At 65.5% G+C, this 13,315-nt stretch carries 10 protein-coding genes; 3 read left to right on the top strand and 7 right to left on the bottom strand.

Features of this window, described 5'->3' with window-relative positions; genetic code table 11:
• Positions 1-37: 37 nt before the first annotated feature.
• The 4 genes from AC0YKC_RS16500 to AC0YKC_RS16515 all read right to left on the bottom strand — a co-directional run bounded on the left by AC0YKC_RS16500 (position 38) and on the right by AC0YKC_RS16515 (position 6,463).
• Positions 38-1,699 (bottom strand): vWA domain-containing protein, encoded by a 1,662-nt coding sequence (locus AC0YKC_RS16500; protein ID WP_488511793.1) that lies wholly within the window; start codon positions 1,697-1,699, stop codon positions 38-40.
• A 110-nt stretch (positions 1,700-1,809) separates the two neighbouring features.
• On the bottom strand, positions 1,810-2,808 hold the full coding sequence (locus tag AC0YKC_RS16505) for a GlxA family transcriptional regulator (RefSeq protein WP_042640922.1): 999 nt from the start codon (positions 2,806-2,808) through the stop codon (positions 1,810-1,812).
• 19 nt (positions 2,809-2,827) lie between these two features.
• Positions 2,828-3,727: a bifunctional methylenetetrahydrofolate dehydrogenase/methenyltetrahydrofolate cyclohydrolase FolD gene (folD, locus tag AC0YKC_RS16510; RefSeq protein ID WP_488511794.1), complete on the bottom strand. Its 900-nt coding sequence runs from the start codon at positions 3,725-3,727 to the stop codon at positions 2,828-2,830.
• Between the two features lie 219 nt (positions 3,728-3,946).
• A complete protein-coding gene (locus AC0YKC_RS16515; RefSeq protein WP_488511795.1) occupies positions 3,947-6,463 on the bottom strand; it encodes a GumC family protein in 2,517 nt (838 codons plus the stop codon).
• Positions 6,464-6,664: 201 nt separating this feature from the next.
• Here AC0YKC_RS16515 and AC0YKC_RS16520 point away from each other — a divergent pair, with 201 nt between their 5' ends.
• Positions 6,665-7,960: a lipopolysaccharide biosynthesis protein gene (locus tag AC0YKC_RS16520; protein ID WP_488511796.1), complete on the top strand. Its 1,296-nt coding sequence runs from the start codon at positions 6,665-6,667 to the stop codon at positions 7,958-7,960.
• A 3-nt stretch (positions 7,961-7,963) separates the two neighbouring features.
• Here the strand turns inward: AC0YKC_RS16520 and AC0YKC_RS16525 are convergent, their stop codons facing one another.
• From AC0YKC_RS16525 to AC0YKC_RS16535, 3 genes are read right to left on the bottom strand one after another with little or no spacing between them, the layout of a single operon-like run.
• Entirely contained in the window at positions 7,964-8,890 is a 927-nt protein-coding gene (locus tag AC0YKC_RS16525; protein ID WP_488511797.1) for a DUF6492 family protein, read from the bottom strand.
• Entirely contained in the window at positions 8,887-9,681 is a 795-nt protein-coding gene (locus AC0YKC_RS16530; protein ID WP_488511798.1) for a WecB/TagA/CpsF family glycosyltransferase, read from the bottom strand. Before AC0YKC_RS16530 ends, AC0YKC_RS16525 begins: the two co-directional genes overlap by 4 nt.
• Positions 9,678-10,850: a glycosyltransferase gene (locus tag AC0YKC_RS16535; RefSeq protein ID WP_488511799.1), complete on the bottom strand. Its 1,173-nt coding sequence runs from the start codon at positions 10,848-10,850 to the stop codon at positions 9,678-9,680. Before AC0YKC_RS16535 ends, AC0YKC_RS16530 begins: the two co-directional genes overlap by 4 nt.
• A 169-nt stretch (positions 10,851-11,019) precedes the next feature.
• Here AC0YKC_RS16535 and AC0YKC_RS16540 point away from each other — a divergent pair, with 169 nt between their 5' ends.
• Positions 11,020-12,018: a glycosyltransferase family 2 protein gene (locus AC0YKC_RS16540; RefSeq protein ID WP_488511800.1), complete on the top strand. Its 999-nt coding sequence runs from the start codon at positions 11,020-11,022 to the stop codon at positions 12,016-12,018.
• The gene (locus tag AC0YKC_RS16545; protein ID WP_488511801.1) at positions 11,987-13,315 is read left to right on the top strand and encodes an O-antigen ligase family protein; all 1,329 of its coding nucleotides are present in this window, start codon (positions 11,987-11,989) and stop codon (positions 13,313-13,315) included. The genes AC0YKC_RS16540 and AC0YKC_RS16545 overlap by 32 nt, the downstream gene beginning before the upstream one ends.

A 13,315-nucleotide genomic window follows, 5' to 3' on the forward strand; every position in this document is an offset into this window, starting at 1 on the left:
CGGGCAGGCCGACCGGAAGGCAGGCAGGCTGCGGTTACTACTGGACGGTGAGCTCGTTGCGCTCGCCGGCCTTGACCGTGAAGGGCATTTCCTTGTCGGCCTTGTCGGCGGTGAAGTTGGTCACGAGCACGTAGTCGCCCGCGGCAAGCGTGGTCTGCATCTTCTCGCCATAGGCGTAGGTCACCTCTTTGCGCTCGCCCTGGATGCTCTTCTTGGCCTCATAGATCTTGAAGCCGTCCGCGCCTGGCGCGTCGACCGCCAGGACACCGGCATTCAGCGTCACGTTGACATCGGTCATCTGCCCGACCGTCACGCTGAAAGGCTGCTCGGTGGACACGGCCTGCACGTCGACGCCCATCACATAGTCGCCGGGCGGCAGGTCGAACTGGCTGTCGGGACCATAGGCGTAGGTCACCTGGTCGCGGGTGCCGTCGAGCTTCTTGGCGGCCTTATATACTTTCCAACCGACATCCGTTCCGGCCTTTTCACCTCCCTGGGTGTAGAAGGCGTTGGCCTTGGCCTTGCCGACGCCGACGATCATATCCTTGTCGACGACCTGGCCGGCGGCAAGCTGCAGCGTCTCGCTCGCCTCGCCGGCTCCCAGCTTCGCGGTGAGCTTGGTCTCGCCGGCCGGGACAACGAACTTGATCTCGCCATAGTTGGCGTCCGACGTGCCGCCGGGATAGGCGATGATGATCTGCGCGTTGCGGTCGACCTCGGCGCCGGGCGCCGGCCGCGCGTGGATGAAGAGCTCGGCGGCGTTCAGGTTCAGCGCCACCTCCGTTGCCTTTTCGGCCGTCAGCGAGACCTTCTGCTCGGCTCTGGCGCCGCCACTGGTGGCGACGACGATGTAGTTGCCGGCCGCAAGGTGGAACTTGACCGTGTTATAGCCATAGTCGACGTTCTTGCCGCCGGCCCCCTGGGCATCGTCCTTGAAGATTTCATAATAGACGTCGGACTTCGGCACCTCCCCGCCCTCCTTCAGGAAGGCCTGCGGGGTGAGATTGTAGTCGACCTCGGCTGCTTTCGGCGCGGGCTCGGGTGCCGGCGCTGGCGCGGGGGCCGGAGCAGGCGCCGGCGCCGCGACGGTTTCCACCAGGGCGTCCTGCAGCGCCTTCTCGTCGGAGGCCTGGATGTATTTGCCGCCGGTGTTTTCGGCGAGGCAGGCGATCTGCTTGCCTTCGTCGGCGGTCAGGCCGAAGCCGACGACATCGGCGGTGAAGTCGACGCCGGAAGCCTTGAGTTCCTTGCCGAGCGCGCAAGGATCGCCGCCGCAAGTTTCGAGGCCATCGGTGATCAGCACCACCGTTGCCTTGTCCTCGGTATATTTCAGCGCCTCGGCCGCCTGCTTGACGGCGGCCGTCAGCGGCGTCTTGCCCAAAAATTTCATGCTGTCGGCGGCGGCTGAGATCGCGCTGGCCGAACCCGCCTGCGGCGGCACGATCAGCTCGATGTCGTCGCAGCTGCCCTTGGTGCGATGGCCGTAGGCCATGAAGCCGATCTCGTCGTCGGCCGGAACCGACTGCAGCACCGTCCGCAGCGATTCACGCGCGATCTCCAGTTTCGGCTTGCCGTCGATCTGGGCCCACATCGAACCCGAAGCGTCCAGAATGATGATGACCTTGTTGGCGGCAAAGCCGAAACTGGTCATCGACAAAAAGATGGCCGCCGCAGCGACGCTCCGCATCAGTCCCGCCATGAATGTCTCCTGATTGATCCCTCGTCCGCGCCGGGAAAGCTATTTGACGCGGCGTCAGGATACAAGCCTGCAGGGCGCCCCTGCTCGGTACTCGCTTGCGGGCCTGAATATCAGTAGGTTGTGCGTCGCTCTTCCGATGGCGGGCGGCCGAACTGCAGCCGATAGCTCTGCGCGAAGTAGGAATGCGAGGTGAAGCCGGTGGCGATCGCCACGTCGAGGATCGGCATGTTGGTCTGGCGCAGCAATTCGCGCGCACGTTCCAGCCTGAGCCGCATATAATAGCGGCCGGGCGTGACGCTGAGGTGGCGCAGGAAGAGGCGCTCGACCTGGCGCACCGACAGGCCCGCCGACTTGGCGAGCTGCACCGCCGACAGCGGCTCGTCGAGATGGTCGGCCATCAATTCGACGATGCGCCTGAGCTTCTCCGACTTGCCGGTGAGGTCGCGCTCCGGTCCGACGCGCTGGCGGTCGCCGGCCGAGCGGATGCGCTCGTGCTGGAACTGGTTGGCGACGCCATTGGCAAGGTTGGAGCCGAAATCGCCGCGCACGATCTCGAGCATCAGGTCGATCGAGGTGGTGCCGCCGGCGCAGGTGTAGCGCTTGCGGTCGATCTCGAAGACGTTGCCGGTGCAGTTGATGTCGGGAAAGCGCTCCATGAAGCCGGCGCGGTTCTCCCAATGGATCGTGCAGCGATAGCCGTCGAGCTGTCCGGCCTCCGCCAAGAGATAGGAACCGACCGACAAGGCGCCCAGCGCGTTGCCGCGCCGGCCCCAGCTGCGCAGCGCCGCCAGCACCTTGCTCTTGCCCGGAAACTCGGTGGTGAGCCCGACCGAGACGAACAGGATGTCGACCGGGGGCATGTCGGCGACCGAATAGTCGATCTTCAGCGGCAGGCCGTTCGAGGCCATGACCGCGTCGCCGTCGGCCGAAATCGTCGTCCAGCCGTAGAAATCGCGGCCGAGCAGGCGGTTCGCCGAGCGGAAGCAGTCGATGGCCGCCGCCAGCGAGAACATCGAGAATTTGTCGACCAAGAGGAAGCCGAACTGACGGCCGCCCTGAACGGGATCGTTCGTGATCGGCCGTTCGACGGGAACAGTCAGGTTCGGCAATGCCAAGGCTTTCTCAAAATCAGAAGGACGGCCGCTTCAACCCGGCCGCGAGGTAGGCGGAAGCTACAGTGTTCGCCATCAGCATGGCAATGGTCATCGGCCCTACGCCGCCGGGGACCGGCGTGATGGCTCCGGCATTCTTGGCCGCTTCGGCATAGGCGACGTCGCCGACCAGGCGGCTCTTGCCTTCGCCCTTTTCGGGCGCGGGGATGCGGTTGATGCCGACGTCGACGACGGTCGCGCCGGGCTTCACCCAATCGCCCTTGACCATTTCCGGGCGGCCGACAGCGGCGACCAGGATATCGGCGGTGCGGGCCAGCGCCGACAGGTCTTTGGTGCGGCTGTGGGCAATGGTGACCGTGCAGTTGGCGGCGAGCAGCAGGTTGGCCATCGGCTTGCCGACGATGTTGGAGCGGCCGACTACGACGGCGTTCAGGCCGGAAAGGTCCTTGCCGCGCACCCGCTCGATCAACAGCATCGAGCCCGCCGGCGTGCAGGGCACGAAGGCCGTCTCGAGCTCGCCGGTGCCGAGCTTGCCGACATTGATGAAGTGGAAGCCGTCGACATCCTTTTCCGGGGCGATCGTCTGAATGACCTTGCCGGCATCGATATGGCCGGGAAGCGGCAGTTGCACCAGGATGCCGTGGATCGACTTATCGGCGTTGAGATCGCCGATGATCTTCAGCAGTTGCTCTTCAGTGGTGTCGGCCGGCAGCGTATGCTGGAGCGAGTGGAAACCGCATTCCTTGGCGGTGCGCGATTTCGAGGCGACATAGACCTGGCTTGCCGGGTCTTCACCGACAATCACCACCGCAAGGCCAGGCTTGGTGGCTCCCTTTGCCGATAGCTCCGCGGTCAGAGCCTTGACCTTCGAAACCACGTCCGCGGCGACACTCTTTCCATCAATCACTTCGGCCATCACCAACCCTCAGCTTCGCTTCGAGGCCCGCATCGATGCATGGCCTCATTCCTCGATCGGCATTGTCGATCCACCAAAGCGGGACGCTTGCGGCCGAAATGCAGCGCGGCATTTTCACGAAAATTCGACAGGGCAATCCCGTCAAAACGTCGTCGGATGCCGTAAACCCGAAACCGGCCGCTTTTATCCAACCGCGAGTGGCTTAGAAATACGGGCGCCTTAGAAATAGCGGCGGCGCGTGCGGCTTTCGGTCAGTTCGCGCACCGCCTCGCGGAATTCGCGCAGGCTGGCGCGGATATCGTCGATCTCACCCTGTTGGTCGGTGGGGGGCTGGTCGGTGGGGGGCTGGCCGGCGGAGAGCTGGCCGGCCTCGCCGGCGGCAGGCGAGCGCGGATGATATTGTGCCGCCGATGCCGAATGATGATCCTCGTAGGGATCGGTCCGGCCATGGTCCGGCCGGTACGAATACGAATAGCCCTGCTCGTATGGCGGCTGGAAGTTCTCCCGCGCCGATGTCTGAGCCCGGGGATAGCGTTCTTCCAGGGTAGGTGCGCGCCAGGCGCTTTCGGGCGGAACAGTGTCCATATCCACCGTCTCGGCCGGCTCGCGCCGCACGAAATAGCGAACCGCCGAGGCAAGCGAGCCGAAAAGCCCGGGACGGCCGGCATCGTTGGCGGGTTCCGGCGGTGGCGCCACGGGTTGGGCCGGAGCCGGCGCGGCCGCCGACACAGGCGGTGGGACCGGAGCAGGCGACGGTGTGAAGGACACAACTGCCGGGGGTGTGTGAGATGCGGCTGGGGGTGGTGTGAATGACTTGGCCGGAGGCGGCGTGAAAGATGGAGCCGGTGGCGGAGCGACAGGCGGGACCGGCGGCGGTGTTACCAGCGGCGGCGGCGCTGGCGGAGCGGCGCGGTTGGAAGTGTTCTCCACCAACGGAACACGCTCATCGACACTGCGGCGCGAGCGGCGATCGGCCGTCTCGCGCAGGCTGGCAAGGATGCCGCGCAGCCCGCCGAGGCCGATGCCGGCAAACAGGCCGGCGAGCAGGCCGACCAGTGCCATCACCGCGCGCGACGGCCCCTTGGCCTGCAGCGGCGCATAGGCATCCGAAATGACGCTGATGTTGGCGGTGTTGATGTCCTTCTGCTCGCCGGTTTCCTTGGCGCGCAGCAGGAACTGCTCGTAGACGGAACGCTTGGCGGCGGCTTCGCGCTCCAGCTCGCGCAGCGAGACCAGGTTGTTGTTGACGTCGCCGCTCTGCACCTTGGCCTGCGCCAGGCGCGAGGACAGGTCCTGCTCGAGCTGGACGGAGCGCTTCAGATCGACTTGCAGGGAGGACGCGATGCGCTGCAGCTCGGCGCTGATGCGCTCGCGCGCCCCGGCGAGCTGGGCGTTGAGCGCCTCGATCTCCGGATGGCGCGGGCCGAGCTTGACCTCGGCGCGATCGGCTTCCTGCTTCAGCGCCGCATATTGCGAGCGCAGCTCGCTCATCATGTTGGAGTTGATTTCCTCGGGCAAGGTGCCGCTGAGGACCGAATTGACGTTCAGCGAGCGCGCCGAAGCGGCGCGGGCGTTGAGTTCGAGCGTGCGGGCGCGGGCGACCGAGAGCTGCTCGTTGAGCTTCAGCATCTGGTCGTCGCTGATCAGGTGGCCCTGCGCGTCGACAAGGTCATGCGTCGCCCGATAGTCCTCGACGTTGCGCTCGGCCGTCTCGACGCCCTTGCGCAATTCGTCGAGCCTGCCGGTGAGCTCGTCGTTGGCGCGGCCCGCCGTGCTGGACTGGATGTCACTGGAGATCTGCTTGAAGGCCTTGACCATGGTGTTGGCGATCAGGGCTGATTTCTCGGCGTTCTGCGTTGTGGCGCTGACCGAGACCACGAAGGTCTTGCCGCCGCGCTCGACGTCGAGGCTGTCCGCCAGGTTGCCGACCGCCAGCGCGCGCTTGCGCGCTTCGTCGGCGGAGCTCGCATCCTGCCGCGACAGGATCGAGCGGAGCGTCGACATCAGGCCGAAGCCGCCCTTGCCCTGGCCGTTGAATTCAGGATCGTTGGTGAGGTTGAGGTCGGTGACGACCTTGTTGAGAACAGTGCCCGAAGTCAGGATGCGGACCTGGTTCTCGACGATGGCGAGCGTCGCATCCGAGGCGACCACGTTCTGCGTCAGGTCGCGATCGGTGAGCTTGAGGTCGCGCGGGTCGACAATGACGTCGGTGGTGGCCTCGTACTTCTTCGGCGTCGACAACGCGATGGCGACGCCAAGCGCGGCGCCCAGGATGGTCGTCGACAGGATCAGCGCCTTGGATCGCGTGATGCCGTAAACGACCTGCATCGGGTCGATCAGCGGTTTCCACTCGTCGGAAACGTCGCGGGCAGGCGGCCGGCTTGCATGGCGCGGTTCGGGAGCGGCCTGTGGCTGACTGGCTTCGGCAGGGGCCTCGTAGCCCTGCCCGAATGAAGCGCGCTGGTTTCCCGCAGCCCAGCGGTCCTCGGTTTCGGCCGGACCCGAATCCGATTGCGGCTGATCGTGGCCAGATGCGTGGGTATCGACGGGGCGCGGATTGAACTTCCCTTCGCGTTCGGAACGCGCGGCGCGATGGCGGGCGGCTGCGTCCTCGCGCCAGGAGGAATTGGCCCGGTCGCCGATCGAAACCGTGTTGTCGTCGCCACGCATGGCCTGGCCGAGCGCCAGCAGAGAACGCTCGCGCCTCCAGTCATCACGGTTATCCCTGTCGACCATTGTCCTGGAACTTGCTCTCTGGCGGCTTGGGCGCGGCGGATCGGCCAATCGTTAAGCCACGCTAAACAGGCATAGGAAACAAACGGTTAATTTTGCGCCTCGGCGGGCACGGTTTTTCGCCTTGTTCATGGCATTTCAGCGCCGCCGGGACGGGCGCCAGAACGCCGCGTTAAACTTTCCAGCCTATGTATCGCCCCCGACATGACCCAGGCCAGCGACATGCCGCAAAGGCGGAGCTTCGCGCGGATCGGCCACTTCGTGGCCAGCCGCCGCAAACTGGTGCTCGACTATTTCTCGGCGATCAGCGGCGCCGGCGGCCGGCTGGTGTTTTCGCTCGCCTATTTCATCGCCTTGGCCAACACGCTTTCGATCGCCGAGTTCGGCATGTTCGCGACCGCTTCGGCCGCCGGCATCATGCTGTCGCGCATCCTGGCCTTCGGATTCATTTCGGCGCTCTACCGCACCGCCACGATCCGCCCTAACCTGATCGGCACGTTCACCGCCGGTTTCCTGCTTCTCGGCGCCTTGTCGCTGCCGTTCCTCGCCGCCGCGTCCTACATCGTCTACCTGATCTTCTTTGCCGGCACCGTGCCGTTGCCGGCCTTCGCCGCGGTCGTCTTCGCCGAAGCGCTTCTGTGGCGGCCGGTCGAAGTGGCGCTGATCGTCAACAACGGGCTCGGCAAGTTCGGGCGGGCGGCCGTGCTGGCCATCCTGGCCACGGCGCTCAGAGCAGTCGGCGCGATCCTGTTCATGCTTGGCGCGCAGCACAGCATCGGCGTCTGGTCGCTGTTCTATATCGGCGCCAATGCCGCCTCGCTCATCGTCGCCTTCGTCTTCTTCTATCCGCGCCAGCGGCTGAGGTTGCGCGCCGAACTCTATTTCCGGCGGCTTCTCGATTCCGTCTATGTCGCCGGCTCCGAGGTGCTGTTCTATCTGCAGATGGAGTTCGACAAGCTTCTGGTGCTGTCGATCGGCGGACCGCATCTTGCCGGCATCTACGCCATCATCATGCGGCTGGTCGACCTCACCGCGATCCCGATCCGCACCTTCTCGATGATGCTGGTGCAGCGCATGATGCGGGCGCCGGAGCTTTTGTCGCGGCTGGCGGTGAAGAGCGGCATCGAAGGCGGGGTGTTCCTGGTCTCGACGCTGGCGCTCGTGTCGCTCGGCATCGTGCTGCACTTCTTCCCGAATGCGCTCGGCAAGAATGTCGCCGAGGCAGCGCCGCTGGTGGCGCTGGCGGTCTGCGTACCCGGCTTGCGCAACCTCGTCGAATACCAGGCCGAGCTGCTCTTCGCGCGCGGCCAGACGGCGGTGCGGGCGATCAATCTCGGCCTGCTCGCGGGATTGAAGGCGGTTCTGCTCACCTATGTGCTGACGACCATCCCCGACACGGCCAATCTGGTCCTGTCGCTCAACATCGTCTTCCTGCTGCTCTATCTCGCCTCGATGCTGCTGACCTACTCGGCCATGCGCCGACCGGCCAAGGCGATCTGAGCCTTACGCGGCAAGCCCGATCAGGCGGCGGATGCGGCCGATATCGGTGCCGATGAAGGACTGCATGCAGATCGCCACCTGTTCCGGCGCCATGGTGTCGACGAAGCGGCGGAACTCGTCATTCGACAGCGGCTTGCCGTTCCAGTGGACGCGGCAGAACTCCTCCGAACCATGGAAATGGCCGGCGCCTTCAAGCACGTCGTCGACATAGCGGCCATAGATCATGCATTCGGAGAACTGGCGCGCCGAGCCGACGACGCCGACCCAGTCGCGGCCATGCACCGTCTCGATGCGTTCACACATCGCGTTGACCGTCTCGCGGCGCCAGGCGATCAGCGTCGAGATGTAGTCGTGGCCCGATCGATCGGCGGGATCGATGCCAAGTGCCGTGCCGGCGTTGCGTGACCAGATGCGGTGCTCGTCATGACCTTCATTGGCAAGCACGCCGTCGCGCCGGAACAGCCGCGCCTTGCCGTCGCGCCAGAAGGCGCCGGTGTCGAACGGTTTTAGGAAGGCGACGTCGGAATCGCAGAAGACGAGCACGTCTTCCTTCGCCTGCCCGGCAATGGCGATGCGGCGCAGCTGCTGCACATGCCAGCCGCGCAACGGCTGCGTTTTCAGGCTCAACCAGACGCGGCGGCGGAAACCGCTCAGCGGATCGTCAATGACGCGCAGCCAGCGCGGCAACAGGTCCCGCTCGTCGATGACGCTGCGGCGGCTGCCTTCCAGTTGGCGAAACAACCCGACGTCGCGATGCTCGGTGAGGATGTAATGATGCGCCATGCCGGTGACGTGGCGGTCGATGGTTTCGCACAGAAGCCGGCAGCGTTCGAAATCGGGCGCGTAGCTCGCCGTGACGATCGCGGCCGAAGGCGCGCGCGGCAACGGTTCGACCGCGGCGGAGGTATCCGGCACGAAGCGGCTGTTCACCGGCGCGCCTCCGCCGGCGGCGGCCCGAGCGACAGCTTCTGCCTGACGACGCGCCACAGGAACAGCGGATTGCCGACAATGTAGCGGCGCCACAGGCGGCCGGGCTCGATCCACAGGCGGAACAGCCATTCGAGCCGCAGCCGGCGCAGCCACAGCGGCGCGCGCGGCACCGAGCCGCTCACGAAATCGAGCAGCGCGCCGACGGCGACCGGCAGCGTGCAATGGCGGCTGTCGATGTGGCGCTCGATCCACAATTCCTGGCGCGGAACGCCCATCGCGACGAGGAGCACGTCCGGCCGCAGCCTGGCGATGCGCTCGAGGATAGCCGGCTCCTCGGCGGCGGAGAAGAAGCCGTCATGGATGACGACGAATTTGTGCTGCATGGCGAGCGTCGAAAGCTTCGCGGACGCGGCTTCGGCATTGGCGCGCGTGGTGCCGAGCAGCGCCACCGTCAGCGGATGCGACGAAGCCTGCAGGAAGGCCGGAATGAAATCGGTGCCATTGAGATTGCTGGGGAAAGGCTCGCCGTAAAGCAGCTTTGCCGCCATGTCGACGCCGACGCCGTCCGGGAGGATGAGGAAGTTCTCCAACGCCTCGGCAAAGACCGGGTCGGTGCAGGCGAGGTTGGCATTGTGGGCGTTGAGGAAGCTCACCTTGGTGAAGCGACGCTCGTCGATCAGCCTGGTGAGCAAGGCGATGGCCTCGTCCCAGCGTATGGCTAGCACCGGAATGCCCAGAATGGTCTTGAGCGCGTCGAAGCCGAAGGCGGCGCGCGCGGTGTGCATGTTCATGCGGCGACCTCCTGCCTGACAGCGCCGAGCGTCTCCAGGCCAAGCCCGATCGCGGCGTCGAGCGCCTTGAGCTGGCGGCGATGGAAGGCGCTGCCATCCATGTCGTGGACGTTTGCCGCTGCCGCCTGGAGGGCGGCCGCGAAAGCGATCGGATCGTCGGTCACCACGCAATTGTCGGGACGATAGCCGATGCCGCGCAGCGAGCGGCTGGTGGCGACGGACGGCAGGCCAAGCTCGAAGGTCTCGATGGTCTTCAGCTGCACGCCGCTGCCGGCGGTGCTGATCAAGGGAATGACGGCGGCCCCGCGCACGAAGGCCTGCGCGTCAGGAACCCTGCCGGCGAAGGAAACGCCGGGATGCGGCGAGCTGATGCCCGAAGGCATGTTGCCCGCGATCCTGATGCGGAAATCCGGCTTCAGATGCGGCACGACCTTGCTGAGGAACCAGTCGAGCCCGATGCGGTTCGGCTGCCAGGTCCAGGTGCCGATCAGCGCGGCGTCGCAATCGATATGGCGCTTCGCCTTGCCTGCAGGCGCCTGCGTACGGGTCACCAGTGGCAGCACCGCCGAGCGTCTGTCGGAGGCGACGCCAAGTGCCGCGCGGTCTTCCTCGGCCAGCGTGAAGACAAAGCGCGCGGCGCCGCAGAGGCGCTCTTCCATAATCTTGAGGAGTCTCGCCTCGCGGCGGAACATCCAGCGCTGAAGCGCGCTGCCGGCCGCGGCGGCATTCTCCTCGGCTGAGCGATGCTCGACATTGTGGGCGACGAAGACGAATGGACGGTCGGCGAGCACCTTTTCGAAAGCGCCGGCGAACTGCACCGAATTCAGGACATAGCCATCGAAGGGACCGGCGCGCTCGATGGCAGCGCGCAGCCCGGCGTCCGGAACGACGCGCAGCTTGACGGAGGAGAAGGTAAGGCCGGAGACAACCGCCTTGCCCAGCCAGGCAAGCTTTTGCAGCGGCGAAGCGCTTTCGGTGCGGACCTCGACGGCGTCGAGCACGATGGTGTTTTGCGGATCGGACGGGGCCTTGCCCGGCCAGATGAAGCCGATCACCGTCACGCGCGCGCCGGCCCGCCGCAGCGCGTCGATGATCGCGGCGTTGGCAATCTCGTAGCCCGAGGCGAGAGCGCCATCGGGCACGATCGATGTGGCGAACAGCAGATGCATTTCACCTATCCTTGGCTGCAGCCGGTAGCAAAACGCGGTGAAGCCTTGATTAAATGGCACTGTCAAAGGCCAAAGATCCGAGTTTTCCGACAGGCGGACGAGAAGGTGATTAACGGGGCGTTATCACCGCGATGCTATCGAGGTTTCAAACCCACGCTGCTGGAAACGGATGATCCCTTTGCCGTCCGACGCTTCTGTATCGATCGCGGGGCGGTCGCCGGGGCTTGCCGCCGAGACCGTTGATGCGGTCGTGACGCTGCCGACCTTCAAGCGGCCGAAGCAGGTGCTGGAAACCCTGGCTTCGCTCAAGGCGCAGCGGACCGACCGACGCTTTGCCGTCATCGTCATGGAAAACGAGGCCGAGGCGCGCGAGGGCGCGGGCGCGGTGCTGCCGCTGTTCGAAAGCGGCGAGATGCCCGGTATTGTGATCATCGCGCATGAGCGCGGCAACTGCAGCGCCTACAATGCCGGTTGGCAGACGGCGATCCTGCAGTTTCCCAGCTTCAAGCACCTTTTGGTCATCGACGATGACGAGATCGCCGAGCCGGACTGGCTGGAGCGCATGTGCAAGGCCGCCGAGACCCTTGGCGCCGACATTGTCGGCGGCCCGCAAGTGCCGGTCTTTGCCGATCCGAGCCACGCCAGATGGGCAGAACACCCGGTCTTTGCGCCGCCCTATCGTGAAACGGGCCGCGTGCCGGCGCTTTATTCGTCCGGCAACCTTTTGGTCGGACGCAACGTGCTCAAGGCCATGGGACCGCCCTTCCTCGATCTCAGGTTCAATTTCATGGGGGGCGGTGATTCCGACTTCCTCAGCCGTTCCGCGCAGAAAGGCTTCGTGCTCGGCTGGTGCGCCGAGGCAAAGGTCAACGAGACGGTGCCGGCCCGGCGCGTCGAGGCCGACTGGATCCGCGCCCGATCCTTGCGCAACGGCGTGATCTCGACGCTTGTCGAAAAGAAGAGGCGGGCCGGCACGCCGTTTGCCGGCCTGAAAGTTCTCCTGAAGAGCCTGGCGCTGCTTGCGGCCTCGCCGTTGCGCGGCGCCGTCCGGCTGGCGCGCACCGGCTCGCTGACGACAGGTCTCTACCCGGTCTATGTCGCGCTCGGGCGCGTGCTCGCCGAATTCGGATATGCCAATGAGCAGTACCGACAGCCTGAGAAGAATTGAGCGCGCACCGCTCAGCGCCGCCTTCACCAGGCAAGGTGTGGCGACGGCTATCGCCGCGCTCTTGTTCACCGTCATCATCGTCTCGTTCCGGCCCTTCCAGCCGGCTGGCGCGGAACTGACCGGCGACGGCGGCGACATCGTCAACCAGCTCGGCTTCGGCTCGCTCGGCGCCGTCTCGATCTTCGCGCTGCTCGCCTTCGCCGATCCGCGCGTGCTGCGCTCGCTGGTCAGCCCCTCCTGGGCGCTGATGCTGGGCTTCTTCTTCCTGTCGGTGGTGCTCGCCACCGATCCGCCCGCGGCGATGCGCGCCGCCTCCTTCACCATGATCGGCATCATCACCATGGCGACGATCCTGGTGCTGCCGCGCGACGCCGAGTCCTTCGCCAGGGTGGTCATCTTCACCGCCGTCGTGGTGATCGGCCTTTCCTATATCGGCCTCATCGTCTTCCCGCATGAGGCGTTGCACACGGCCGACTCGCAGGAGCCGGAGCATGCCGGCCTGTGGCGCGGCGTCTTCACGCACAAGAACATCGCCGGTCCGGTGATGGCCTGCTTCAGCTTCGCCGGGCTCTATCTGTTCCGGCGTGGCCAGCGCTGGTGGGGCGCAGCCATCTTCTGCGCGGCGATGATCTTCATGCTGCACACCGGCTCCAAGACGACCGCCGGGCTCGTCCCGTTCTCGATCATGATCGTCGTTCTGCCGAGCCTCATCGGCATGCGGCTCGGCACACCGATCCTGTTCGCGCTGGCGATCATCGCCACGGCCGTCGGCACGCTCGGCATCGTCTTCATCGCGCCGGTGAAGCATCTGGCGGCGATCTATTTCCCGAACCTGACTTATACGGGACGTACGACGCTTTGGGAGTTCGCGGGCGAGATGCTGGCGAAGAGGCCATGGACCGGCTATGGCTACGAAAGCTTCTGGGGGACGCCGCTGCTGCTCAACCAGGACCAGCCCTTCGACCGGCCCTGGGATATCCGCACCATCGTGCATGGCCATGACGGATATCTCGACATCGCCGTGCTGATGGGCATCCCGGCGCTCTGCGTCGCCGTCTACACCTTCCTGATCGCCCCCTTGCGCGACTACATGCGCATCCCGGCGCGCAAGGAAAACATCTTCCTCGGCGACTTCTTCATGATGGTGGTGTTGTTCACGGCGCTGAACGGTTTCCTGGAAAGCTTCTTCTTCCACCGCGGCGATCCCGTCTGGCTGTTCTTCGTGCTCGGCGTGCTGGGCTTGAGACAGGTCTCGCTGCGGCCGATCCCGGTTCGCCTTTCAAACCAGATGGTTTGA

The sequence above is a fragment of the Mesorhizobium sp. CNPSo 4661 genome, assembly GCF_057784215.1.

What these genes read in the sequence shown, in the direction of transcription:
- AC0YKC_RS16500 (WP_488511793.1), bottom strand. Translation starts at nt 1,699, where the DNA reads ATGGCGGGACTGATGCGGAGCGTCGCTGCGGCGGCCATCTTTTTGTCG.
- folD (WP_488511794.1), bottom strand. Translation starts at nt 3,727, where the DNA reads ATGGCCGAAGTGATTGATGGAAAGAGTGTCGCCGCGGACGTGGTTTCG.
- AC0YKC_RS16515 (WP_488511795.1), bottom strand. Translation starts at nt 6,463, where the DNA reads ATGGTCGACAGGGATAACCGTGATGACTGGAGGCGCGAGCGTTCTCTG.
- AC0YKC_RS16520 (WP_488511796.1), top strand. Translation starts at nt 6,665, where the DNA reads ATGACCCAGGCCAGCGACATGCCGCAAAGGCGGAGCTTCGCGCGGATC.
- AC0YKC_RS16530 (WP_488511798.1), bottom strand. Translation starts at nt 9,681, where the DNA reads ATGAACATGCACACCGCGCGCGCCGCCTTCGGCTTCGACGCGCTCAAG.
- AC0YKC_RS16535 (WP_488511799.1), bottom strand. Translation starts at nt 10,850, where the DNA reads ATGCATCTGCTGTTCGCCACATCGATCGTGCCCGATGGCGCTCTCGCC.
- AC0YKC_RS16540 (WP_488511800.1), top strand. Translation starts at nt 11,020, where the DNA reads ATGATCCCTTTGCCGTCCGACGCTTCTGTATCGATCGCGGGGCGGTCG.
- AC0YKC_RS16545 (WP_488511801.1), top strand. Translation starts at nt 11,987, where the DNA reads ATGAGCAGTACCGACAGCCTGAGAAGAATTGAGCGCGCACCGCTCAGC.